Annotated in this window: 22 protein-coding genes and 1 tRNA gene; 9 read left to right on the top strand and 14 right to left on the bottom strand. The window is 60.3% G+C overall.

The window, feature by feature from the left end:
- Positions 1 to 66: 66 nt before the first annotated feature.
- The 4 genes from recJ to AC1RO0_RS00415 form a co-directional block, all read right to left on the bottom strand.
- Complete coding sequence (recJ, locus tag AC1RO0_RS00430; RefSeq protein ID WP_498591035.1) at positions 67 to 1,872, bottom strand: single-stranded-DNA-specific exonuclease RecJ; 1,806 nt, start codon at positions 1,870 to 1,872, stop codon at positions 67 to 69.
- A 56-nt stretch (positions 1,873 to 1,928) separates the two neighbouring features.
- Positions 1,929 to 3,248 carry a homoserine dehydrogenase gene (locus AC1RO0_RS00425; RefSeq protein ID WP_498591034.1) on the bottom strand — a complete coding sequence of 440 codons (1,320 nt, stop codon included), beginning with the start codon at positions 3,246 to 3,248 and terminating at the stop codon, positions 1,929 to 1,931.
- Between the two features lie 60 nt (positions 3,249 to 3,308).
- Complete coding sequence (locus tag AC1RO0_RS00420) at positions 3,309 to 4,529, bottom strand: LL-diaminopimelate aminotransferase (RefSeq protein ID WP_498591033.1); 1,221 nt, start codon at positions 4,527 to 4,529, stop codon at positions 3,309 to 3,311.
- 221 nt (positions 4,530 to 4,750) lie between these two features.
- On the bottom strand, positions 4,751 to 5,200 hold the full coding sequence (locus AC1RO0_RS00415; RefSeq protein WP_042477548.1) for a hypothetical protein: 450 nt from the start codon (positions 5,198 to 5,200) through the stop codon (positions 4,751 to 4,753).
- 159 nt (positions 5,201 to 5,359) lie between these two features.
- Here AC1RO0_RS00415 and AC1RO0_RS00410 point away from each other — a divergent pair, with 159 nt between their 5' ends.
- The 6 genes from AC1RO0_RS00410 to sthA all read left to right on the top strand — a co-directional run bounded on the left by AC1RO0_RS00410 (position 5,360) and on the right by sthA (position 12,033).
- On the top strand, positions 5,360 to 7,207 hold the full coding sequence (locus AC1RO0_RS00410) for a PHA/PHB synthase family protein (RefSeq protein ID WP_498591032.1): 1,848 nt from the start codon (positions 5,360 to 5,362) through the stop codon (positions 7,205 to 7,207).
- A gap of 12 nt (positions 7,208 to 7,219) precedes the next feature.
- Positions 7,220 to 7,969 carry a DNA/RNA nuclease SfsA gene (sfsA, locus tag AC1RO0_RS00405; protein ID WP_498591031.1) on the top strand — a complete coding sequence of 250 codons (750 nt, stop codon included), beginning with the start codon at positions 7,220 to 7,222 and terminating at the stop codon, positions 7,967 to 7,969.
- A gap of 2 nt (positions 7,970 to 7,971) precedes the next feature.
- Positions 7,972 to 8,808, top strand: a complete 837-nt coding sequence (gene map, locus AC1RO0_RS00400; protein WP_498591030.1) for a type I methionyl aminopeptidase — start codon at positions 7,972 to 7,974, stop codon at positions 8,806 to 8,808.
- A 3-nt stretch (positions 8,809 to 8,811) separates the two neighbouring features.
- The gene (gene radC, locus AC1RO0_RS00395) at positions 8,812 to 9,663 is read left to right on the top strand and encodes a RadC family protein (protein WP_498591029.1); all 852 of its coding nucleotides are present in this window, start codon (positions 8,812 to 8,814) and stop codon (positions 9,661 to 9,663) included.
- A 259-nt stretch (positions 9,664 to 9,922) separates the two neighbouring features.
- On the top strand, positions 9,923 to 10,519 hold the full coding sequence (locus AC1RO0_RS00390; protein WP_498591028.1) for a dual specificity protein phosphatase family protein: 597 nt from the start codon (positions 9,923 to 9,925) through the stop codon (positions 10,517 to 10,519).
- Between the two features lie 110 nt (positions 10,520 to 10,629).
- Positions 10,630 to 12,033 (top strand): Si-specific NAD(P)(+) transhydrogenase, encoded by a 1,404-nt coding sequence (gene sthA / locus AC1RO0_RS00385; RefSeq protein ID WP_498591027.1) that lies wholly within the window; start codon positions 10,630 to 10,632, stop codon positions 12,031 to 12,033.
- Positions 12,034 to 12,245: 212 nt separating this feature from the next.
- Here sthA and AC1RO0_RS00380 read toward each other — a convergent pair whose 3' ends face one another.
- The 5 genes from AC1RO0_RS00380 to AC1RO0_RS00360 form a co-directional block, all read right to left on the bottom strand.
- Positions 12,246 to 12,593: a hypothetical protein gene (locus AC1RO0_RS00380; protein WP_498591026.1), complete on the bottom strand. Its 348-nt coding sequence runs from the start codon at positions 12,591 to 12,593 to the stop codon at positions 12,246 to 12,248.
- A 389-nt stretch (positions 12,594 to 12,982) separates the two neighbouring features.
- Positions 12,983 to 14,470 (bottom strand): trigger factor, encoded by a 1,488-nt coding sequence (tig, locus tag AC1RO0_RS00375; protein ID WP_498591025.1) that lies wholly within the window; start codon positions 14,468 to 14,470, stop codon positions 12,983 to 12,985.
- A gap of 274 nt (positions 14,471 to 14,744) precedes the next feature.
- Positions 14,745 to 14,829, bottom strand: a tRNA-Leu gene (locus AC1RO0_RS00370).
- A gap of 144 nt (positions 14,830 to 14,973) precedes the next feature.
- Positions 14,974 to 15,597, bottom strand: a complete 624-nt coding sequence (locus AC1RO0_RS00365; RefSeq protein WP_498591024.1) for a GDYXXLXY domain-containing protein — start codon at positions 15,595 to 15,597, stop codon at positions 14,974 to 14,976.
- Positions 15,594 to 16,733, bottom strand: coding sequence for a DUF2157 domain-containing protein (locus AC1RO0_RS00360; protein WP_498591023.1), 1,140 nt, complete (start codon positions 16,731 to 16,733; stop codon positions 15,594 to 15,596). Before AC1RO0_RS00360 ends, AC1RO0_RS00365 begins: the two co-directional genes overlap by 4 nt.
- Before the next feature lie 908 nt (positions 16,734 to 17,641).
- Between AC1RO0_RS00360 and AC1RO0_RS00355 the strand changes: the two genes are divergently transcribed.
- The 3 genes from AC1RO0_RS00355 to trmFO all read left to right on the top strand — a co-directional run bounded on the left by AC1RO0_RS00355 (position 17,642) and on the right by trmFO (position 19,798).
- Positions 17,642 to 17,788, top strand: coding sequence for a DUF1127 domain-containing protein (locus tag AC1RO0_RS00355; RefSeq protein WP_007690983.1), 147 nt, complete (start codon positions 17,642 to 17,644; stop codon positions 17,786 to 17,788).
- 301 nt (positions 17,789 to 18,089) lie between these two features.
- Positions 18,090 to 18,233, top strand: a complete 144-nt coding sequence (locus tag AC1RO0_RS00350; RefSeq protein ID WP_007690982.1) for a DUF1127 domain-containing protein — start codon at positions 18,090 to 18,092, stop codon at positions 18,231 to 18,233.
- Between the two features lie 113 nt (positions 18,234 to 18,346).
- A complete protein-coding gene (trmFO, locus tag AC1RO0_RS00345) occupies positions 18,347 to 19,798 on the top strand; it encodes a methylenetetrahydrofolate--tRNA-(uracil(54)-C(5))-methyltransferase (FADH(2)-oxidizing) TrmFO (RefSeq protein ID WP_498591022.1) in 1,452 nt (483 codons plus the stop codon).
- Positions 19,799 to 19,805: 7 nt separating this feature from the next.
- Here the strand turns inward: trmFO and AC1RO0_RS00340 are convergent, their stop codons facing one another.
- The 5 genes from AC1RO0_RS00340 to yajC all read right to left on the bottom strand — a co-directional run bounded on the left by AC1RO0_RS00340 (position 19,806) and on the right by yajC (position 24,680).
- Positions 19,806 to 20,267, bottom strand: a complete 462-nt coding sequence (locus AC1RO0_RS00340) for a hypothetical protein (protein WP_498591021.1) — start codon at positions 20,265 to 20,267, stop codon at positions 19,806 to 19,808.
- A 76-nt stretch (positions 20,268 to 20,343) separates the two neighbouring features.
- The gene (locus tag AC1RO0_RS00335) at positions 20,344 to 21,204 is read right to left on the bottom strand and encodes a phytoene/squalene synthase family protein (protein WP_498591020.1); all 861 of its coding nucleotides are present in this window, start codon (positions 21,202 to 21,204) and stop codon (positions 20,344 to 20,346) included.
- A gap of 18 nt (positions 21,205 to 21,222) precedes the next feature.
- Complete coding sequence (locus tag AC1RO0_RS00330; protein ID WP_371108287.1) at positions 21,223 to 21,609, bottom strand: Mth938-like domain-containing protein; 387 nt, start codon at positions 21,607 to 21,609, stop codon at positions 21,223 to 21,225.
- Positions 21,610 to 21,613: 4 nt separating this feature from the next.
- On the bottom strand, positions 21,614 to 24,160 hold the full coding sequence (gene secDF / locus AC1RO0_RS00325) for a protein translocase subunit SecDF (protein WP_498591019.1): 2,547 nt from the start codon (positions 24,158 to 24,160) through the stop codon (positions 21,614 to 21,616).
- Between the two features lie 169 nt (positions 24,161 to 24,329).
- A complete protein-coding gene (gene yajC / locus AC1RO0_RS00320; protein WP_007690971.1) occupies positions 24,330 to 24,680 on the bottom strand; it encodes a preprotein translocase subunit YajC in 351 nt (116 codons plus the stop codon).
- Positions 24,681 to 24,881 lie beyond the last annotated feature (201 nt).

Here is a 24,881-nt window from a genome sequence, read left to right as displayed (position 1 = left end):
GTGCCACTGTCTTTCCCCTGAAATCATTGAATTTATATCGCTATCGCAGCGGCTTTTGCTTTGCGCTCAAGGCGCCTTGGCTGCATCGGTGACCCGCAACTGGACGCGGCGGTTGCCCTGCCAGTGGTCGGCGCCGAGTGTGCCGGCGACGTGGATCTGCGATCCGCGGGATGACATCAGCAGTTCGCCGAGCGGCGTTTCGGCTGCGCGGAAGGCGATGCCGTCGAGGCGGCCGCCGTCCTGGGCTTCCAGCGTGATCTTGATGTGCGACTGGCCGACGAGGCGCGAATCGCGCAGGCGATGGCTCGGCAGCGCGAAGATCGGCTGCGGATGGCCGGAGCCATAGGGGCCGGCGGTTTCGAGCTGGTCGATCAGATCCACCGTCGCGCCGCTGGCGCCGAGTGCACCGTCAATCTTCAGCGTTTCGTTGGCGACGAGGCCGGGCACCTGCCTTTCGGCCTTCTCGGTGAAGAAGGCGCGCAGTTTCCCGAGATTACCGCGCTCCACCGTCAGGCCCGCCGCCATGGCATGGCCGCCGCCCTTGACGAGCAGACCGGCATCGACGGCGGCGCGCACCATGCGGCCCATGTCGAAGCCGTTGATCGAGCGGCCGGAACCGGTGCCCTTGCCATTGGAATCGAAGGCGATCGCAAAGGCCGGACGGCGGAACTTGTCCTTCAGCCGCGATGCGATCAGGCCGACAATGCCCGGATGCCAATTCTCGCGGGCGGTGACGATGACCGAGGCGCCATCGCCATTGCCGTATTCGGCCAGCGCCTCTGCCTCCGCCTCCTGCAGCATGGCGGCTTCCATGGCCTGGCGCTCGCGGTTCAGCTCGTCCAGCTTCTCGGCGATCGTCTCGGCTTCGCCGGTATCCTCGAGCGTCAGCAGGCGGGCGCCGAGCGCCGCATCGCCGATCCGCCCGCCGGCATTGATGCGCGGGCCAATCAGGAAGCCGAAATGATAGGGTGTCACCGGGCCACCGAGTCCCGCCTTGCGGAAGAGTGCCGCAAGGCCAGGATTGCCCTGATGGCGGGCGGCGATCAAGCCCTTGACGACATAGGCGCGATTAAGCCCCTTCAGCGGTACGACATCGCAGACGGTCGCCAGCGCAACGATATCGAGCCAGGCCAGCAGATCGATGGAGCGGACGCGAGCATCGCCCGCCTCGCGCAGCTGCCGCAAGGCGGCGACCAGAACGAGGAAGACCACGCCGGCGGCGCAGAGATGCCCCTGCCCCGACAAATCATCCTCGCGGTTCGGATTAACCAGCGCGTGGCAATGCGGCAGCTCGTGCGCAACCTGATGGTGGTCGATGACGACGACGTCGATATCGCGGGCCTTTGCCGCCTCCAGCGATTCGAAGCTGGTCGAGCCGCAATCGACGGTGACGATCAGCGTCGCTCCATTGTCGATGAGCTGATTGATGGCGGCGGGGTTAGGGCCGTAGCCTTCGAAGATGCGGTCGGGAATATAGATGCTCGCCGGCACGCCGAAATGGGTGAGAAAGCGGTAGAGCAGCGCCGAAGACGCGGCACCGTCGACGTCGTAGTCGCCGAAGATCGCAACAGTCTCTCCCGCCTTGACGGCACGCAGCAGGCGCTGCGCAGCCTTTTCGCAATCGGTCAGCAGATAGGGATCCGGCATCAGGCTGCGGATGGTTGGATCGAGAAACGCCATGGCCTCGTCGACGCCGACGCCACGACCGGCAAGGACGCGGGCGATCAGATCCGGCAGACCGTGGGTCTGGGCCATGGCCAGCGCCCGGTTCTGGCCGGCCTGGTCGAGCCGGGAGACCCAGCGATTGCCCGAGACAGAGCGTTCGACGCCCAGAAATGCCCGCTGCACAGGATCTGCCGGTTGTTCCACCATGTCTCCCAGAATTGGACGGCCCCGCTCCGCTTTACCGGAACGGGCCGCGCGTCAGATTATTCCTTCGGCCGCTCGATGCGGATGACCTGCGGGTCGCCAACGAGATAGCCTTCGGTCTTGATCGCGGCGACCGCCTTGCGCACCGAATCCTCCATCGTCGCATGGGTGACGAGGATGATTGTCTGGTGGTGGGACGGCGACAGGTGCTGCGTCGAGCGCTGCACGATCGATTCCAGCGAAATGTTGTTTTCCGCCATGCGGGTCGCGACGCTGGCGAAAACGCCGGTGCGGTCGAGAACGGTCAGGCGGATGAAGTAGCCGCCCTCATGGCTCTGCATCTGCGCCTTGCGGTAGGGCTCCAGCGCCTTGGCGGGATGGCCGAGCACCGGCACGCGCTGTGCGCCCGGCTGGCTCTTGGCGATATCGGCGATATCACCGAGCACGGAAGAGGCCGTCGCATTACCGCCGGCGCCGGGGCCGACCATCAGCAATTCGCCGAGAATGTCGGATTCGATCGCCACGGCATTGGTGACGCCATCGACCTGGGCAATGACCGAATCGAGCGGCACCATCGTTGGATGGACGCGCTGTTCGATACCGGTCTCAGTGCGCTGGGCGACGCCGAGCAGCTTGATGCGGTAACCGAGGTCGGCAGCAGCGCGGATGTCTTCGATGGAGATATTGGTGATCCCCTCGAGATAGATGTCGTCGGCCGCGATGCGGTTGCCAAAGGCGAGCGTCGTCAGGATGGCAAGCTTGTGCGCCGTGTCATTGCCCTCGATATCGAAAGCCGGATCGGCTTCGGCATAGCCGAGACGCTGGGCTTCCTTGAGGCAATCGGCGAAGGACAGGCCCTCTTTCTCCATCCGGGTCAGGATGTAGTTGCAGGTGCCGTTCATGATGCCGTAAACGCGCGAAACCGTATTGCCGGTCAAGGATTCCCGCAGCGCCTTGATGACGGGAATGCCGCCGGCGACCGCCGCTTCGAAGTTGAGCAAAGCGCCCTTCTCCTCGGCAATCTCGGCAAGCTCGACGCCGTGATAGGCGAGCAGCGCCTTGTTGGCGGTAACGACATGCAGACCACGGGCAAGTGCCGCGCGCACGGCAGCGTTGGCAGCCCCTTCGGAGCCACCGATCAGCTCGACGAACACATCGATATCGGCCTTCTGCGCCAAATCAACCGGGCCACCGAACCATTCGATATCGGTAAGATCAATGCCGCGATCCTTGGTGCGATCGCGCGCCGTGACGGCGACAATCTTGATCGGGCGGCCGCAGGTGACGGCAAGCTCGTTGGCGCGGCTCTGAATGATACGAACGAGCGAGGCACCAACGGTGCCCAAGCCCGCAACGCCGATTTTGAGGGCATCTGCCATGGATAGTTCCTGATCAATGTCTTGGGGCACGGCAGCCGCTGGAACGGCTGCCGTGAAAAATTAGGAGCGATGAGCGTTCAGCGAAACCACATTATGCAACGTGTCATCCGCGGTCGAGAGGAAGCGCTTCAGGTTGCGCGCCGCCTGGCGGATGCGATGCTCGTTCTCGACCAGCGCGATACGAACATAATCGTCGCCCATTTCGCCGAAGCCGATTCCCGGTGCGACTGCGATATCGGCCTTTTCGACCAGAAGCTTGGAGAACTCCAGCGAGCCGAGATGGCGGAACTTCTCGGGGATCTTGGCCCAGGCGAACATGGTCGCTGCCGGCGGCGGCACCTCGAAGCCGGCCTTGCCGAAGCTGTCGACCAGCACGTCGCGACGGCGCTTGTAGATGCTGCGCACTTCCGCGATGTCGGAACCGTCACCGTTCAACGCATGGGTTGCCGCCACCTGGATCGGCGTAAAGGCGCCGTAGTCGAGGTATGACTTCACCCGCGTCAAGGCGGCGATCAAGCGCTCATTGCCGACCGCAAAGCCCATGCGCCAGCCGGGCATGGAGAAGGTCTTCGACATCGAGGTGAACTCGACGGTGACGTCCATGGCGCCCGGTACTTCGAGAACCGACGGCGGCGGAGTGTCGTCAAAGTAGATTTCCGAATAGGCGAGATCCGACAGCACGATGATGTCGTGCTTCTTGGCGAAAGCGACGACTTCCTTGTAGAAATCGAGCGTCGCGACATAGGCCGTCGGATTGGACGGATAGTTGATGATCAGCGCCAGCGGCTTCGGGATCGAGTGGCGCACGGCGCGCTCGAGCGGCGGGAAGAAGCTGTCGTCCGGCTCGACCTGCATCGAGCGGATGACGCCGCCTGCCATCAGGAAGCCGAAGGCATGGATCGGATAGGTCGGGTTCGGGCAGAGGATGACGTCGCCGGGCGCCGTGATCGCCTGCGCCATATTGGCAAAGCCTTCCTTGGAGCCGAGGGTGGCAACCACCTGCGTATCCGGATTGAGCTTCACGCCGAAACGGCGGGCATAATAGGCGGCCTGCGCGCGGCGGAGACCCGGAATGCCCTTGGAGGAAGAATAGCGATGCGTGCGCGGGTCCTGGACCACTTCGCACAGCTTGTCGACGATCGCCTTTGGGGTCGGAAGGTCCGGATTGCCCATGCCGAGGTCGATGATGTCGGCCCCGCCCGCTCGCGCGCTGGCCTTCAAACGGTTGACCTGTTCGAAGACGTAAGGCGGCAAACGCCGGACTTTATGAAACTCTTCCATTTATTTCCCCATGGGACAGCGGCCCTTGCAACCGCATGAAGTTCGTCGATCTCCCGGTGACCCGCGATACGAACTCCGGAATCGCGGCACCGCACTCAAGCTGACACGAAGGATACGGTGAATCTTGGGCGGCTGGGGACGCAAAGCGTTCTCAACCAGAAAGAAACATCGAAATTCGGCCTATCCGAACGCTTTGCGTCCAAATCGCCTGAAACGCAAGGCTAATTCTGCGTTTGACCGGGCTGTGCGCCCCCTTGCTGAATTTCCGACAGCGTATCCTGGCCGTGTTCGGCGGCAAGCTTGCGCATGTCGGCAACCCGCTTCTGGTATTCCGCTTCCGAAATCGTGCCGGCCTTGCGCTGCGCGCCGAGCGACGTCAACTGCTTGCCGATGTCGGATGCCTGCTGGTCGTTGATCTGGACATTCGCCGCGGTCGGCGGAGCGTTGAAGGAGGGATAACCATCCTTGTAGTGCTGCTGCGTGCTGCCCTCGTCGACGGGCTTGCCATCGACGGATCTGACCACCACGGCCTGTGGCGCCTGCTTGCGCTTGGCAAAGGCCGCCTTTTCCTCAGGGGTCGAGCAACCGGCGAGCGCCAGCGCGAGAATGCCGAACAAAGCACCGCTAAGTACGGAATACCGGTTTAGTCTTGCCACCATGCCGCCGCCCATATTGTCGTCCTGCCCTATTCCCTTGCTGTGGGATGCGACTGTTAAATTTGTCGCAGCGGCAAAGCAAGAGCAGGGTTGCGTTTCATTCGACTTGTATTCCTTTTCCCGCAAGATGTACAAATGGAAAACAAAAGAGATTTGCCGCCGGGAGGATGATGCGTGACCGACAGCAAGCGGGACAAAACTGAAGGCAACGGCGCCTTTCCCGGTTTCGATCCGAAATCGGTCGAACCCTATATCGTCAGGGATCCTGAGGCGATGGCCGTGAACTTTGCCCGTGCTCTGGAAAACCTCGGCAAGGCCGCTTCCGCTTGGCTTGCGCCGCGCGAACGCGGCGAAAAGGTCGACACCGTCGCCGACCCGGTCACCGACATGGTCAAGACACTCTCCAAAATCGGCGAATACTGGCTTTCCGATCCGCGCCGGACGCTGGAAGCGCAAACCTACCTGCTGTCTGGCTATTTCGGCCTGTGGACGAAAACCATGCAGCGCCTCAGCAGCGATTCGCCTGCAGTGGCCGAAGCCGAGCCGATCAAGGACAAGCGCTTTGCCGACGAGGATTGGCAGAAGAACCCCTTCTTCGATTTCCTGCGCCAGACCTATCTGCTGACCGCCGGCTGGGCGGAGAAACTGGTCACCGACGCCGAAGGGCTTGACGAGCACACGCGCCACAAAGCAGCCTTCTACACTAGGCAGATCACCGCGGCGCTGTCGCCGGCCAATTTCGTCGCCACCAATCCGCAGCTCTACCGGGAAACGGTCGCCTCCAATGCGGAAAACCTGGTGCGCGGCATGAAGATGTTTGCCGAGGACATCAGCGCCGGGCAAGGCGAACTGCGGGTGCGCCAGACCGACATGACGAAATTCGCCGTCGGACGCGACATGGCGCTGACGCCCGGCAAGGTGATCGCGCAGAGCGACGTCTGCCAGGTCATCCAATATGACGCGGCAACCGACAAGGTTCTGAAACGCCCCTTGCTGATCTGCCCGCCCTGGATCAACAAATTCTATATTCTCGACCTCAACCCACAGAAATCCTTCATCAAATGGTGCGTCGAGCAGGGGCACACCGTCTTCGTCATTTCCTGGGTGAATCCAGACCGCCGCCACGCGGCCAAGGACTGGACCTCCTACGCACGCGAAGGCATCGACTTCGCGCTGGAGACCGTCGAGAAGGCGACCGGCGAGACCGAAGTCAACGCTGTGGGATATTGCGTTGGCGGCACGCTGCTGGCGGCCACGCTCGCGCTGCACGCCAAGGAAAAGAACAAACGTATCCGCACGGTGACATTCCTGACGACGCAGGTCGATTTTACCTTTGCCGGCGACCTTAAGATCTTCGTCGACGAGGAGCAGATCGAGGCGCTGGAAGAGCAGATGAACGCGATCGGCTATCTCGAAGGCTCGAAGATGGCGGCGGCTTTCAACATGCTGCGCGCCTCGGAACTGATCTGGCCCTACTTCGTCAACAGCTATCTGAAGGGTCAGGATCCCCTACCCTTCGATCTCCTGTTCTGGAACGCGGATTCCACGCGAATGGCCGCCGCTAACCATTCGTTTTATCTACGTAATTGCTATCTCGACAATGCGCTCAGCCAGGGCAAAATGGTCCTCGACGGCAAGAAGCTGTCGCTGAAGGACGTCAAGATCCCCGTCTATAATCTGGCGACGCGCGAGGATCATATCGCGCCGGCCAAGTCCGTCTTCGTCGGCAGCCACTTCTTCGGCGGACCGGTGGAATTCGTCGTGACGGGCTCCGGCCATATCGCCGGCGTCGTCAACCCTCCGGACAAGCACAAATACCAGTTCTGGACCGGCGGGCCGATCAAGGGCGAATATGATCAATGGCTGACGGAAGCGAGCGAAACGCCCGGCTCCTGGTGGCCGCACTGGCACGCCTGGATCCTGAAGCAGGATAGCCGCATGACCGACGCCCGCAAGCCCGGCGGCGCGGCCCTCAATGCCCTCGAGGAGGCACCCGGCAGCTTCGTGATGGAGCGCGCCTGAGCGGCAAACCCCATGCTCTTCAATCCACCCCTCGTTCCCGCGCGGCTGATCGCCCGCTACAAGCGCTTTCTCTTCGACGCCGAGCTGGAGAACGGTGAGATCATCACCGGCTCCTGCCCGAATACCGGCTCGATGCAGGGCCTGACAACGCCTGGATCGCGCATCTGGTTGTCGGAGCACGATGGTGCGAAACGGAAATATCGCCACGTCTTCGAATTGATCGAGGCTGATGGCACCACGGTCGGGGTCAACACCGCGATGCCGAACCGCACGGCGGCGGAAGCCATTGTACTCGGCCAAATCTCCGATCTCGGCGACTATACGACGGTGCGGCGCGAGCAGAATTACGGCCGCAACTCCCGCATCGACCTGCTCTTGACCGACCCGCTGCGGACAACCACCTATGTCGAAGTCAAGAACGTGCATTTCATGCGCGAGCCGGGTCTTGCCGAGTTTCCCGATACGGTGACGGCGCGCGGTGCCAAGCATCTCGAAGAGCTGGGCGATATGGCTGAGGCGGGATATCGCGCCGTCATGCTGTTCGTGATCCAACGGCACGATTGCGAGCGCTTTCGCGTCTGTGGCGATCTCGATGTCGTTTACGCCGCCGCGTTCGAGCGGGCCTTGAAGCGCGGTGTCGAAGTCTACGCGCTGAAATGCAGGGTTTCGCCCACGGAAATAACGCCCGCAGGGTTGATCCCGATAGACGAACCCGGCATAGCTGCATTAAATAGCAAGTATAAAATTTCTGCTGAAGGCTGATCATGGTGAATTACATTGAGGCGGCGACCGCGCCGGCGAAGAATACGGGCGCAATCCGCCTCTACGGACCGGATGCCTTCGCGGGGATGCGCAAGGCCTGCCAGCTCACCGCCCGCTGCCTCGACGAACTCGCCGCGATCGTCGCGCCCGGCGTGCCGACCGATGTCATCGACCGCTTCGTTTTCGAATTCGGCATGGATCATGGCGCCTATCCGGCGACGCTGAACTATCGCGGCTACACGAAATCCTCCTGCACCTCGATCAATCATGTCGTTTGCCACGGTATTCCCAACGACAAGCCGCTGCGCGACGGCGATATCGTCAATATCGATGTGACCTACGTCCTCGATGGCTGGCATGGTGATTCCAGCCGTATGTATCCGGTCGGCGAAATCAAGCGTTCGGCGGAGCGGCTGCTGGAAGTGACCTACGAATCGCTGATGCGCGGTATCGCCGTCGTACGTCCCGGCTCCCGGACCGGCGCCATCGGAGAGGCGATCCAAACCTTTGCCGAAGCGGAGCGCTGCTCCGTGGTTCGCGACTTCTGCGGCCACGGCGTCGGCAGCCTCTTCCACGACTCTCCAAACATTCTGCATTACGGCCGCGCCAGCGAAGGCCCGGAAATGCGCGAAGGCATGATCTTCACCATCGAACCGATGATCAATCTCGGCCGGCCGCATGTGAAGGTGCTCGGCGACGGCTGGACGGCTGTCACCCGCGACCGCTCGCTGTCGGCACAGTACGAACACACTATCGGCATCACGGCCACCGGCTGCGAAATCTTCACCCTGTCGCCCGGCGGTCTTGACCGTCCCGGCCTGCCGCCGCTGCAGGCATAATTCATGGCGAAACGCCCCGCTCCCTCCTCCGGACATGGCGACATGCCCTTCGATGGTGGCGGGGTGATGGATGGCCTCGAGGACGCATCGCTTTTCGACGAACGACTGTTCTTTGCTCCTCGGGCCGCCAAGCCCGCTCGAGGCGATAAACCGGCAAAGCCGCCAAGTGCACCAACTGCACCCGAGGCCCATTATCACGGCCATCGTGAACGCCTGCGCAATCGCTATCGCGACAGCGGCGATACGGCGCTCGCCGATTACGAAATCCTCGAACTGCTGCTCTTCAGGCTCATTCCGCGCCGTGACACCAAGCCGATCGCCAAGGCGCTGCTTGCGCGCTTCGGCACGCTCGGCGGCGTCTTCGGCGCATCGACCAATCTGCTGCAAGAGGTGAGCGGCGTCGGCGAAGCGGTGGCGCTGGACTTGAAACTAGTGGCAAGCGTTGCACAGCGCATGCTGAAGAGCGAGTTGACGGGCAAACCGGTGCTCTCCTCCTGGAAGGCACTGATCGATTATTGCCACACCGCGATGGCGCACGAGACGCGCGAGCAGTTCCGCATCCTGTTTCTCGACAAGCGCAACGCGCTGATCGCCGACGAGGTGCAGGGCCAGGGCACGGTGGACCACACGCCGGTTTACCCGCGCGAAGTGGTCAGACGGGCGCTCGAACTCTCGGCCACGGCCGTGATTCTCGTGCACAACCATCCCTCGGGAGACCCCACGCCCTCGCGCGCGGATATCGACATGACGAAGACGATCGTCGAAACCGCTCGCCCCTTGGGCATCGCCGTTCACGATCATATCATCATCGGCAAGAACGGCCACGTCAGTTTCAAGGCGCTGCGATTGTTCTAAATCGCGCTCATCAGCATAAGAATTTACATTAGAATATATTCATATAATTTTATTTCTAATGATCTTTTCCGCGCAAATGGCGTCGCCGGATGCTAACGGCACCTTCCATCCGCACTCCACGATCTCCATCCGCATTTTTCAGGTAGGCGTCAGGATGATCTGGCAAAAGGACGATGCTTCCACATCGGCGGGTCTGCCGGAGGAAGCCGTTGTTTTGATTGCGCCTTGTCGTTCCTGGTTCGACGCTCACGGAGATTACATGCCGAAGACCTCATCGCCGCTCCTTCGTCGCTTGCGCCGTATCGGCCGCGGTGTGCTTCTCGCACTCTCCCCCTTCGCACTGATCGCCAGCGGCTTCTACGCGCATATGCTCTGGACGACCAATTTCCATCCGGTCATCGCGGGCGAGGTTTACCGCTCATCGCAGCCATCGGCATCGACGATTGCGCAATTGCAGAAGCAATATGGCATCAAGACCATCATCAACCTGCGCGGCAACAATACCGGCCACGCCTGGTATGACAGCGAAGTCGCCCAGGCCAAGGAACTGAATATCGATCACATCGATTTCCGCATGTCCTCCGCTCGCGAGCTGACCCAGGCCCAGGCCGCCCAGCTGGTCGAGATCATGCGCGATGCGCCCAAGCCGTTGTTGATCCACTGCCAGGCGGGTTCAGACCGCACCGGACTGGCTTCGGCCCTCTATCTCGCCGCAATTGCCAAGACCGGCGAAGCGACCGCGGAGAGCCAGATGTCTATCATTTACGGGCACCTGCCGTTTTCCTTCACCCGTGCCTATGCGATGGATCGGACGTTTGAAAAGCTCGAGCCGTGGCTCGGCCTCTCAAACTCCTGAGTATCGGGCCTTTCCCGTTAGATAATCTGTAACATTGAGCAGCTACCGGTTGACGGACAGCATGTTGCATTGCGACATTGATTCCGTAATCAAACATCCGAGGCTTCCCGATGGACCAATTCGATCTCCTCGTCGTGGGTAGCGGCCCTGCCGGCCGCAGAGGCGCTATTCAGGCCGCCAAGCTTGGCAAGAAGGTGCTTGTGATCGAACAGGGCAAGCGTGTCGGCGGCGTTTCCGTTCACACCGGCACCATTCCCTCAAAGACGCTGCGCGAGACCGCGCTCAACCTCTCCGGCTGGCGCGAACGCGGCTTCTATGGCCGCGCCTACAGGGTCAAGCAGGAGATCAGCGCCGAGGACCTGCGCCGCCGTCTGCTGATCACGCTCGATCATGAAGTCGAGGTGCTGGAGCATCAGTTCGCCCGCAATCGCGTGCAGCACATTCGCGGCAAGGCGAGCTTCATCGATTCCCAGACCATGCAAGTCGTCAAGGACGACGGCGAAATCATTCATGTCTCCGGCACCAGCATCCTGCTTGCGGTCGGCACCAAGCCGTTCCGGCCGGACTATATGCCCTTCGACGGCAAGACTGTTCTCGACAGCGACGAGTTGCTGGAGATCGAGACGCTGCCCCGCTCGATGGTCGTCATCGGCGCCGGAGTCATCGGCATCGAATATGCGACGATCTTCAGCGCGCTCGACACGCAGGTGACGCTGATCGATCCGAAGTCGACCATGCTCGACTTCATCGACAAGGAGATCGTCGAAGATTTCATCTACCAGCTTCGCGACCGCAACATGAAGCTGCTGCTGGGGCAGAAGGCCGAGAAGGTCGTTCGCCAAGACGGCAAGGTGGAGCTGACGCTCGACAACGGCCGTCGCATCGTCACCGACATGGTGCTGTTTGCCGCCGGCCGCATGGGCGCAACCGATACGCTGAACCTTGCCGCCGCTGGTCTCGAGGCCGACAATCGCGGCCGCCTCAGCGTCAATCCAGAAACCTTTGCCACCAACGTTCCGCATATTTTCGCGGCCGGCGACGTCGTCGGCTTCCCGAGCCTTGCTTCGACCTCGATGGAACAGGGCCGCATCGCCGCCCGCGTCGCCGTCGGCGCTATTGCCAAGGAGCCGCCGAAATACTTCCCCTATGGCATCTACGCCGTGCCGGAAATCTCCACCTGCGGGCTCTCCGAGGAAGAGGTGAAGGACCGTCACATCCCCTATGAATGCGGCATCGCCCGTTTCCGTGAGACATCGCGCGGCCATATCATGGGCCTCGACACGGGCCTGCTGAAACTGATCTTCTCGCTGAAGACCCGCCGCCTGCTCGGCGTCCATATCGTCGGCGAAGGGGCGACCGAACTCGTCCATATCGGCCAGGCCGTGCTGAACCTCAAAGGCACGGTCGAATATTTCGTCGAAAACACCTTCAACTACCCGACACTCGCCGAAGCCTACAAGATCGCGGGCCTCGATGCATGGAACCGGATGGGTGATATCAAGTCGGAGCTTTGAGGGGGGCGGAATAGTCTCCTCTCCCCGTCCAGACGGTGAGCGGAGGCCTAATTCGCCGAAGTTTTGAAGCAAATGCCGCCAATGGCCACCTTCGGCCCTAAGCCGTCGGCCAGCGTGTCGCAAAACTCGGTCAAGAACCTCTGGTTTTTGCGAGGGATTTTTGTGACAGAGTTTTCCCTGTATTTTCAGCGCCACCGATTTTTTCGCGAAAGTCAGGAATTGTGCGACAAATCGGCTTCTTGAAGAACGGGATTGATGACGCTCAGCACTTCCGCCGCGCCAACGATCCGTGAACCTTCCGCAACGTGCAATTTTCTTCCTGTCCAAAGTGAATGAGGATATGCCTCGGCCGATAAAAGCCAGACTTTGGCCAACGCCCGTTCTCCTGTAAGAACCCGCTCCACTCCGACGAATTCATGATGCGCCGAAGTCCAATAGTCGGCACGAATCTCATAGGTCGGCCGATAGCCGGACAGGACAACTTTTGTGCCGCCGTCGAAGCGACGCGATGTCAGTTCAAACATCACCTCGATATCAGGCTGAGTTGGCGGTCGGGTCATGTTGGCATTTTACGACAATAACCTGTGACGTAGCAAGTCTCATGATTATCGCGACAAGGCAAGGCGTCTTTCAACGCTATCCCGGCCACCCAAGGCGAGACGGCTATGCACGAAAGAGGACCTTGGTGAGTTCCTCCTCTTTATGTATCGCAGCTTGCTAAGAATCGATGCGCTGAAGTTCATGCCGGATGTGACAGACTTCCTGATCACAGGATAGGCAATTTCCTAACGACTGCAATGACCGCTGTTGGCGTAATGTTGCCATTGGCACTACCGCCGCGGCCAGAGACATCTGGTATCGATTTCTACGATTTCCCGTCACCCGACACCAACGAAAAAGGCCCCGCCGCGAACGGCAGGGCCTGATTTCATCCTGAGAGAGAACCGAATTACTCGGCGCTGTCTTCAGCGGCCTTCTTCTTCGGAGCAGCCTTCTTTTTCGGAGCGGCAGCTTCTTCGCCTTCGGCGGCGGCTTCGGTTGCTTCGGCCTTGGCGGCCTTCTTCTTCGGAGCAGCCTTCTTTGCAGCCGGCTTGTCTTCGGATTCGTCGTCAGCCAAAAGCGCTTCCTTGGAAACGGTCTTGTCGGTGACGTCGACTTCGGTCAGCAGGTGGTCGATGACCTTTTCTTCGAAGATCGGCGCGCGCAGGTTGGCGGAAGCGCCGGGCGTGTTGCGGAAGAAGTCCAGGATTTCCTTTTCCTGGCCCGGGAACTGCTGGAGCTGCGAGTAAAGTGCACGCTGCAGTTCGTCTTCGCTGACTTCGACGCCGGCCTTTTCGCCGATTTCGGAGAGAACGAGGCCGAGGCGGACGCGGCGTTCAGCCAGCTTGCGATATTCTTCTCGAGCCTTTTCTTCCGTCGTGTCTTCGTCTTCGAAGGTCTTGCCCGATTCGGAGAGGTCGGTCTGGATCTGGCGCCAGATGCTGGCGAATTCGGCATCGACCAGCTTCTGCGGCGTGTCGAACTGGTACATCTCATCGAGCTGGTCGAGGATCTGACGCTTGACCTTCTGGCGGGTAACGGAGCCGTACTGGCTTTCGATCTGGCCGCGAACGATTTCCTTCAGGCGGTCAGCCGATTCGAGGCCGAGCTTGGAGGCGAGTTCGTCGTTGATTTCAACTTCGCCCGGAGCTGCAACTTCCTTGACGGTGATGTCGAAGGTGGCTTCCTTGCCGGCAAGGTTCTTGGCCGGGTATTCAGCCGGGAACGTCACGGTGATGATCTTCTCGTCGCCAGCCTTGACGCCGACGAGCTGCTCTTCGAAGCCCGGGATGAAGCGGTTCGAGCCGATGACCAGCTGCGAATCTTCGTCCTTGCCGCCGTCGAAGGCTACGCCGTCAACCTTGCCGAGGTAGTCGATGGTGACGCGGTCGCCGTCGGCGGCCTTGCCCTTCTTGGCTTCGTAGCTGCGAGCGCTTTCAGCGATCTTCAGGATCTGCTCGGTCACTTCGTCTTCGCCGATCTCGGCGACTTCGCGGGTAACCTTGACGCCCTTGACGGACTTCAGTTCGATCGCCGGGATGACTTCGTAGGAGAGCGTGAATTCGAAATCGGCCTCAGCAGCCAGGATCTTTTCAGCTTCGTCCTTGTCTTCGGTCATGGCGACTTCAGGCTGCGTTGCCGACTTTTCGCCGCGCTCCGTCAGGATTGCCGGCGGCTGGTCGCGGACGATTTCGTTGACGAGGTCGGCCATGATCGACTTGCCGTAGACCTTCTTCAGATGCGAAACCGGCACCTTGCCTGGACGGAAGCCGTTGATACGGACCTTGTCCTTGACCTCGGCCAGGCGCTCGTTCATCCGGCCTTCCATGTCCTTGGCGGAGATGACCACCTTGATTTCGCGCTTCAGCCCTTCAGCGAGCGTTTCGATAACCTGCATTGTCCTACCTTCATTCATGGCGGCCGTGCCCAGACAGCCGTTCGTTACGATGAGCACGACGCCGGAAAATCCCGAGCGTGGCTTGGATGCAATTCCTTGTCATTCTGCTAGAGCGCCGCGCGTTCGAACGAACGCGCAAAGGCCGCTCTACCTCTTTGAATCCGGAACATCTAATCCGCTTTCAACTTGAAAACGGGATGTTCCGGGCAGAATGGCGCTACCAACAGCGGGCCAGGAGACAGGCCGTAAGCCTCCCCCGTCCACAAGGCAGCCTTGGTGCGGGTAGAGAGACTTGAACTCCCACGCCTTGCGGCACCAGAACCTAAATCTGGCGTGTCTACCAATTTCACCATACCCGCGTTCCCAAAACCGCATGGCAATGCCTGCTCATGGGGCCTTCCGGAGCGCGGCGTCTCTATATCACCCGTTTCAAACCACGCAAAGGAAAAATGACGGTTCCACGACCGTCCGCGAAGGTTGTTCGGTTTTATAGTGCAAGCCGGTCAATAAAGCGGCTCATCATACAGCGGTTTGCCGTCGAGAAGCAGGCTTCTGATGTGGGCAGCGCCATCGGACGAGATCCGGGCCGAGATGGCGACGCGACCGGCATTGCGCGCACTCTCGATATCGCGCCCTTGTCCCTCGGGCACGTAGTAACGCTCAATGCCATAGGTGACCCCGACCATCGCCTGCGACGCATCGGTCGGCTCGCCATCGAAAACATAACCGACGAATGGCAGGCTTTTGAGTACGACCGTGTCAGGCTTCGGATCGAGCGCTCCGAATGATGATTCGACAATGCCCCAGTAACCGTCGTCCTGCTTCTTCAGGCGAACGGACAGGATCGGAGCATTCAGGCCCTTCTTCGGCGGGCCGTCGACCAGCGTCGAGATGGGAACCCGTGAAATGTCGTAGTTCAAGGTGACGTAGTCGCCCCGCAGAAGATCGCGCGGATCGACCGGCGCCGTTTTCAGCAGAACCTCGACACCGCTTCGCAACCCCCAGGCCCTCTCACCGACCATATAGCCGAGTACAGCGGTCTGCAGGGCCGCAACGATGATCGCGGCAATCCACATGCGGCGCGCGACATTGCCTCCGGCGGCTTTCGTATCAGCGATCAACGTCATGCCCTGTCCCCCTGCCCGTCACCATGGGAAAATCGCCGCTCCAGCCGGATGACCAGCCAGGCGGCAATCGCAACCAGCAACCCGCTGATCAGGAAAAAGCCCGACGTGCCGATGATCGAGCCGATCGTTTCATTCGCGAGATAGAGGATCTCGCAGGCAAAGACGAAATAGGCGAGATAACGCAAGGCACCATTGTCGCGACCGCCGAGAACGATCGCGATGACCGCGCTTGCCAGCGTTATGAAGGCGAGCACGACGAGCGGCAGCTTGTTTTGAACCCAGATGTCATTCTCAAAAAAACCGCCGGCAATCTCTCCGTGGATCGCCAGGAGGCCGATGGCACCCACAAGGAAAGCATAGAAGGCAGGTGCCGCGCCGGCAGACCGCGCGATCCGCGCCAGTGGCGAAACCGGAAGGCTGACCGCCAGGAAGGCAATCAGGCCGGCGGCGGCCAGCAGGATGGCAGCGTGCAGGCTCTCATATTGCGCGAAAAGCCATGTCAGCCAGCCGACCATCATCAGATAGGCGAGATGCCGCGCCCGGGGCACATCGACGTATCGCACAAGAGCGATGATGATTGCTGCCATGATCGGCGGCGCCCAGGGCATGACGCCGTACCACTCATCGGAGTGATCCGAGAGATAGAAGCCGCAGAAGGCCCAGGCGAGAAAACCGGCAAGAGCCACCTGCGCAGACGAACGAAACAGCGCCGCGGCAATACCGGCGGCTGCGAACCAGACGATCATCATTGTCAGCACATCGCCGGATATATTGTACATCTGGCCGACCAGCGACATGGCGCCGCCGAAGGTCATCGTTCCCAGAATCAGCAATGCCGAGGCGATAGTCGCGCGGCCACGGGCAAACAGATAGGCGCCGCCCAGATAAAACACCCAGATCAGCGCGACGAGCCCAAGCAGGCGCGCGATCCTTGGAATCTCTTCCCAATTCGAGGCGACGAAGAGCAGGATCGATGCACCGACCAAAAGCGCCGCCATGACGGTCAGCACGCGACCGGCGCTGAAGCTTGCGGGCCGGCTGTCATATTCGCCGAGGATAGCCGAGGCCGCCGGTGCATCAACTAGCCCCTTGTCGACCCAGATCTTCAGATCACGCTCAAGCCTACCCCGATACATCGCGCGCTCCCGACTGCGATTCCTTACTTCAACGTGTCCTATCCCATAATGGAATGCAATCGAGGCCACATGCACGCATCCGCCCCCCTGAAAATTGCCGGCAAACCGTCTCATATTAATCCAGCATTAAGACTCCGTTTGCCATTATATGCGGTGGCGTCGCAAAGCTCGAAAAAGACATGCGTAGCCAACATACCTCCCATGAAATTATTGCGTTGCACAAAATTCAAAAGTCATACTATTGATATCGCATCAAAGGACGGCAGTGGCGCGCCGCTTCGGCGCAAGCTGGAAAGAGCCTGAGGAATGATATTTCCTCATATGGAATTCGGGGCCGCACACTCCTCCTCCCAGGGCGCCCCGATAGATTGACGACACTCCTCCTCCCAGTCGTCAATCACCACAAATGACGCCCACCGCATCCTCCTCCCGCGGTGGGCGTTATTTTTTGCCCCGATTAAATCGTTTAGTCCCCTGAAGATCATCAGGTCTCGCCTGCGAGGCATTTTTTTCGTGACGACGCAAGGCTAGTGGATACGAGAGCCGCACGAAGCGAAATTTTCGTCGATCCGCCCTCAGCGATCTTTTCGACACACTATGGCTCGAAAGAGCTCATGGATCATGGCAAGACGCAGACAATATCCGGGCAATTGCCCGACACATGGGCGTAAGTATTTATATTTGGTCAAATAAATGATTCGAGAGCCATCCTTACGTCGCCGTGATGTGCACATAAAGCAGCCATCATCTTAAGCAGAATACCCTTGAGGATTGCGCTTTATGCATAGGTGACATGAAGCAATCGCGCTTTTAGTTTTCGCGCCGCAGCAATATATTTAAATCCATTAGATCGAGGCCGGGACCATTCGCGGAACCGCCGATCTCCAAACCCTCGAAAGGGAATTACGATGAACCTGACCCGCTCTTTCAACAACTGGCGCAAGTATCGTCAGACAGTTACCGAACTCGGCCGTATGAGCACCCGCGAACTGCACGACCTCGGCATCGACCGTTCTGACATCCATCGCGTAGCTCGCGAAGCCACCGGCCGCTAATCGCCGGACTGGCTTCGCCCAACAGCGACAGCCTCACAACGCCCGTTGCGGACCTCCGCGACGGGCGTTCTTTTTTTGCGTTGTTCGCACCTGCACAATCGTCAGGCTGCCTCCAAGCCATTCGCCACGCGCATGTCGGATAAAATTTAGGCGTTGATGGCTTTTTAGGCGTCACATTGCACAAATGCATAGCAGATGCTTTTTATTCGCACTGCAAAATCGGCGTCCTTATGTATATATGTATCTCAAGCGCTGAGGCGGCAATCGCGCCGCTCGCAACTGACTACTTGAGGACAAGATCATGAACCCGATTCGCATTGCTAAGAACTGGATCAGCTATCGCCGCACTCTGAACGAACTCGGCAACCTTTCCAGCCAGACCCTGTCGGATATCGGCGTTAGCCGCTACGAAATCCGCAACATCGCTTCCCGTTCTTTCCGTTAATCACAACGGACTGAACGGACTGCCTCAAGACGGCGCCTTTCGGCGCCGTTTTTGATTCCGGGCCTTGCGTAAAGCAATTGGATCATCGGCCTGCCCGTGATAATGACGCGCCCATGACAAAGACCAGCTCCTTTTCTCCCATCCATGTAATCGGCGGCGGCCTTGCCGGCTCCGAAGCCGCCTGGCAGATCGCCAGCGCCGGCGTACCGGTCATCCTGCATGAAATGCGCGGCGTGCGCGGCACAGAGGCGCACAAGACCGACGATCTGGCAGAACTCGTCTGCTCCAACTCCTTCCGCTCTGACGACGCGACCAGCAATGCGGTCGGCGTCATCCACGCGGAAATGCGCTTGGCCGGTTCGCTGATCATGACCTGTGCCGACAAGCATCAGGTTCCGGCCGGCGGCGCGCTCGCGGTGGACCGCGACGGGTTTTCCGCGGCAGTGACGCAGGCGATCGATAGCCATCCGCTGATCACCGTGGTGCGCGAGGAAATAGAGGGTTTGCCGCCGCAGGAATGGGATCAGGCGATCATCTCCACCGGTCCGCTGACGGCACCTGGCCTTGCCAGCGCCATTCAGGCCGAGACCGGCGCGGATGCGCTTGCCTTTTTCGACGCCATCGCGCCGATCGTCTATCGCGACAGCATCAATATGGACATCTGCTGGTATCAGTCCCGCTACGACAAGGTCGGGCCGGGCGGCACCGGTAAGGACTATATCAACTGCCCGATGGACCAGGCTCAGTACAGCGTCTTCCTCGATGCGCTGATCGCCGGCGATGCTGTCGGCTTCAAGGAATGGGAAGGCACGCCCTATTTCGACGGCTGCCTGCCGATCGAGGTCATGGCCGAGCGCGGGCGCGAGACGCTGCGCCACGGGCCGATGAAGCCGATGGGCCTGACCAATGCCCATAACCCGACCGTCAAGGCCTATGCGGTTGTGCAACTGCGCCAGGACAATGCGCTCGGCACGCTCTACAACATGGTCGGTTTCCAGACGAAGCTGAAATATGGCGCGCAGGCCGAGATCTTCCGGCTGATCCCGGGGCTGGAGAATGCCGAATTCGCGCGCCTCGGCGGCCTGCACCGCAACACCTACATCAACTCTCCGACGCTGCTCGATCGCTCGCTGACACTGAAATCGCGGCCGGGCTTGCGTTTCGCCGGCCAGATCACCGGCTGTGAAGGCTATGTCGAGAGTGCCAGCATCGGCCTGCTCGCCGGTCGCTTCGCCGCCGCCGAGCGCAAGGGCGAGGCACCGTCCGTGCCGCCGGCCACCACGGCGCTGGGTTCGCTGCTCAGCCATATCACCGGCGGCCATATCGTATCCGACGAAGAGCCGGGCAAGCGCTCCTTCCAGCCAATGAACATCAATTTCGGGCTGTTCCCGGAGCTGGAACCGGGTTCGATCGTCAAGCCGGAAGGCGTCAAGCGCTTTCGCGGCAAGGACAAGACGATCATGAAGCGGCAGCTGATCGCCAAACGGGCGCTCGCGGATTGCGCAGCATGGCTCGGCGTTCCGGCGCCGATCCTCCAGTCGCCAGTCGTCGCCGAGAGCGCCTAAGACCTTCTCAAGCCTTTGCCGTCGGCATCAGCGCCGACGGTTTGAGATCTTCGCCAGCAACATAATTGCCAAGCAGCCAGAGCGATACTTCCGCGGCCTCCGCAGACGTCGCAAATTCGAATGTGCCGTTGTGATGCGGGGCGTCGAGGAAATCGATCGTCAAGCCACGGCCAGTCCCTGAGTCCTTGGCGCGTGCCCTGCCCGGCTCTATCAGATGAACGCTGTAGTGATTGCGCAGGCTGCGCATGAAACCGGCCTTATCATCATGCAGGCGCACGAACACCGCCTGGCCATTGGCCGTCGTCTGCAATTGCCGGATCGCTTCCGTTGGAAAGGCCCGCCCGAACTCAAGAATGGCAAGACCGGTATCGTGCAAACCGTCTTCCTTATTCTGCGACGTCATGCGCGCTATAAAGAAGGCAAAGAAGACGACGATCGCAAAGAGTGTGCACCAGACGATAATGCCCATGGCGGCTTCTCCAGGAATACGGGCGGCAGTTCGGCAATCTCCATAAACCTCGAGACTTGCGCGAACTTGGTCGATTTCAGATTTTCTTCGTCATGGAGGCGAGTGCCATACGCATCTGCCGGCGCCATTGCGGTGGCTGGAAGGCTTGATCGAACACACTGGCGCCCAGCTTTTGCGCCCGCTTCAGCACCGGTTCAGCCAGAACCGCCGGCAGAAAGGCCGGAAACACCGCTGGCGCAATAGGGCCGGCGGCCCTTGCCTTCGCCAGATGCTCGCGCCCAAGGCCGGCGAAAGCCTCGATGGCCGCCGATATCCGCACCTGGTCCTCACCGGCGAGGAATGTGTCGCGATCGAGACCGGTCGCCGTCAGGATTTCCAGCGGCAGATAAAGCTGGCCGCGACGACGGTGCAGCGGCATGAGCAGCAGCAGCCCGGCAATCGCCTGTGCCACCCCGGCATGGCCCGCGGCATCGGCGGAACGACGGGCGTCTTCCGCCGACAATACCAGGCTGGCAAGTTGGATCATCGCCGAGGCGGTCTCGCCCGCATAGCCTTCCAGCGTGCCGCGTGTCTCCATCGGATCGTCGTAGAGATCGAAAATGCGCGCATCGATCATGTCGATCAGCGTCTGCGTTGGCAGGCGGTATTGTTCGATCGTCGCCAGCAGCTCAGCAGCAACAGGATTGGCCGCGCTCGATCCATGCGCCTGCCCTTCGAGCAGATCACGCCAATATTGCATGCGTACCTCGCCCGGCAGCGGTTCATGCACAAGATCGCGGATGCGCGCCAGCTCGGCGTTGAAGGCATAGAGTGCCGCGAGAGCACCGCGCTTGTCCTCCGGCGCCAAAAGACAAGCTAGATAGCGGTCGCGATCGGTGTCGCGAAGCGTCACCAGGCAAAGATCCTGGTTGCTACGGGGAGCAGCGTCTGTCGTCATGCTTGGCTCGATCTCTCGTCAAACGGCGATCAGCGCCGCGGCCACGGCGCGCGACTCGGCCAACATGATATTGAAGGTGCGCACCGCAGCCCCCGTACTCATCGGATCGGAGGAAATCTGCCTGGCACGCAGCGCCGTCTTCAATTCCGCCGGGAGCGGGCGCAGCTCCGTGCCGGTGCCGACCAGAAGCACTTCGATCTGGGCGGCTTCGTCGAGCACCCTCTGAAAATGCGCCGGCGTCAGCGCATCCTCCATCGTCATGTCCCAACCATAGATGCCGGAGGGCAGGCAAAGCAGCGAGCCGCGATGCGACATGTCCGCAAAGCGAAAGCCGCCATTGCCGTAAGCGTCGATCGGCGCGCGTCCGGGAAAATGCGCGCTTCGGATTTCTATACCTTTTGCCACTCTGTCACACCGCTGGTTTTTCTGATTGCATGTCGCTCCCTGTCTGGCCCTTGCTTTTGCCGCCGGCCTGGAACTTATCCGGGCGCAGCTTGAAGACGATCAGGACCGGCGCCGCAATATAGATCGACGAGAAAGTGCCGACCGCGACGCCGAAGAGCAGGACGAAGGTGAAGGAGCGGATCACCTCGCCGCCAAATATATAGAGAGCAAGCAGCGCCAACAACGTCGTGGCCGATGTCAGAACCGTGCGCGACAACGTCTGATTGATCGAAGCATCGATCAGGATCGGCAACGGCATCTGCGAGTAGCGCCTGAGATTCTCGCGCATACGGTCATAGACCACGACCGTGTCATTCAGTGAATAGCCGACGATGGTCAAGAGCGCCGCTATGCCGGTCATGTTGAATTCCATGCCGCTCAGCACGAAGAGGCCGAGCGTCAGGATCACGTCATGCAGTGTCGCGATGATCGCGCCGACTGCAAACTGCCACTCGAACCGCAGCCAGATATAAATGAGGATCGCCGCCAGTGTCGCCAGAACGGCAAGCGACGCCGTCCTGGTGATCTCGCCGGAAACCGAGGGGCCGACCACTTCAACGCGGGAGAAGTCGTAATCCTTGCTCAGTTCATCGCGAACGAGGGTCACGGCGGATTGTTCGGCATTCTCGCCACCATCCTGCGCATGGACCCGGATCATAGCCCCCAGCCGGTCATCCAGCCGTTCGACCTGAACATCACCCGGAATAACGTCCAGCAAGCGCGCCTGAATATCGGCGGTGTCGGCAACACCCTGCTTGGCACGCACCTCGATGATCGATCCGCCGGTGAAATCAATACCGAGATGCATGCCGATCGTTGCAAAGGCGAGCAAGGTCGCCACCGACAATGCCGCCGATACAGTGAACGTATAGCGGCGGATGCCCATGAAACGGATATTGGCGCCATCAAAGATGCCGCTGCGAACGCCGGCCAGCAGCACGCGCGGCTTGCGATGCGAAATCCAGGCATTGACGAGCGAGCGCGTGACGAAGCAGGCGGTAAAGAAGGTGGTGAAAACGCCAACGATCAGTGTCGCTGCGAAGCCACGCACAGCGCCGCTGCTGACATAGAATAGGATGGCAGCGATGATGAGCACCGTGAAATTGGCATCGGCAACGGTGGCAGCGGCCCTGTTGAAGCCATGGCGCAACGCATCGACGAGAAGATGGGTCTTCTTCTCTTCCTCCCGGACGCGCTCATAGATCAGCACATTGGCGTCGAGCGCTATGCCGATGATCAGCACGATGGCGGCGATGCCCGGCAGCGTCAGCGTAATGCCGAATACCCCCATGAGCGCCAGAACCATGACGATATTGATGATGAGCGCGATCGTCGCGGCAACGCCGAGCAGCCCGTAAAAACCGATCATCAGCGCCGCCACGAAAATGGCGGCAATCACACAGGCGATGATGCCGGAGCGCATCGTCTCGCTACCAAGACCGGGCTCGATGGTCCGTTCTTCGACCGTCGTTAGCGTCGCCGGCAGCGGCCCGGATTTCAGCATGACGGACAGGTCCTGCGCGCCCTGGGCCGTGAAGTCGCCGGGAATATTGATCTCACCAGTGGTGATCGCGTTTTTCAGCGAAGCAGACGAGAGCACCTGACCGTCAAGCACGACGGCGATGATCTTGCCGAGATTGGCGGTCGTTGCCTGCGCAAACCGGCCAGTCGCCTCCGGTGTCAGCCTAACGGAGACAGTGCCATCGTTGTTCTGGGCGTTCGACGCGGCCGCGGCATCGGCAAAGTCGATATTCGAAAGAAGGGGCTGCTTTTGCAGAAGATAGCCGGCCGGCGGATCGTCCTCGGAAAACAATACCTCAGAGCCCACGGGCGGACGGCCGTTCATGGCGTCCTGCACCGGCATCGATGAATCGACCAAACGGAAGTTGAGCTCGGCGGGCTGATTCAAGAGGTTCTTCAGGCGCTGCGGATCGCCAAGACCCGGGACCTGGATCACGATACGGTCAGCACCCTGCCGACGGATCAGCGGTTCGCCGACGTCGAGTTGCGCGATGCGATTGCCGATGACCTTGAGCGACCGGGTCACGGCGGCGGAAAGACCGTCTTTGATGCCCGCATCGGTGATATCAATGCTAAGCGCACCCTTGTCACCCTGAGACAAGGTCGCTTCCGGCTTGCCGGAAGCCGCATCGGTAATCGGCTTCAGGGCATTCACAGCAGCCTGCACCTGGGCAAGGTCGTTGATGCGCAACTGGATCTTCTGACCGGTGCCGGTCAAACCGGAATAGGCAATATTGACGGTACGCAGTCTGGCGCTGATGTCACCGACGACAGTTTCCAGCCGGTTTCTGACGACGTCGTCACGCTCGATCTTGAGCATGATATGCGAGCCGCCCTTGAGATCGAGGCCAAGCTCGACCTTTCGTTGCGCAAACCAGTTCGGGAAGGAAGCAAGCCGCTGCTCATCAAGCAGATTGGGCACGGCAAGGAGAACGCTCAAGAGAACGGCGAACCAGATCAGGACGGTCTTCCACCAGGAGACGTGCAGCATCGCTCTCTCGAGTTTGGTCTTTTCTTACTGCGCCCCGCATGCGCCGCAGCATGCAAAGGACGCAGTAACACTTTGAATTTGCGCACAATCCCGTCCGAAAGTCGATTCCGATTTTCGCAGCCATGCACAAGGAGGGCGAGCCTTGTCGGCCAGCCCTCTCATCAAGACCTTATGCGGCGTCTGCCTTGACGGGTTCGCCCTTGACGCGCACTTCCGAAATGGCGCTGCGAACGACACGGATCTTGACGCCCTCGGCGATTTCCACTTCCAGTTCCTTGTCGTCGACAACCTTGGTGACCTTGCCGACGATGCCGCCGCCCGTGACGACCTGATCGCCGCGGCGAATGTTCTTCAGGATCTCGTCACGCTTCTTCGCCTGCGCGCGCTGCGGACGGATGAGGAGGAAATACCAAACGACCATCAGCGGCACAAACAGGATGATCATTTCAAAGCCGGAACCGCCAAAGACGCTCGCGGCTGAATCTGTTGCGCTCTGCGCATATGCGTTGGTGACAAACATCAAAAACTCCCTTGAACTCCTTGCGGGAACAGGCCCCGCGTCAGGTTGCCGGAATATAGTTGCGATCATAGCGATTGCAACAAAAACAGCCGCGAACCGTACCGTTTTCCCGGCCTCTTAGCCTTTCAGTCCCACAAGGAGCATGATACCCGACAGAACGAGGTGCATTTTACAACTTTCTTGACTAACGTTCTGGAGGAA

It is taken from the genome of Rhizobium sp. GW821-FHT14E12, assembly GCF_058803745.1.
This window is presented reverse-complemented; position numbering and strand designations above follow the sequence as displayed.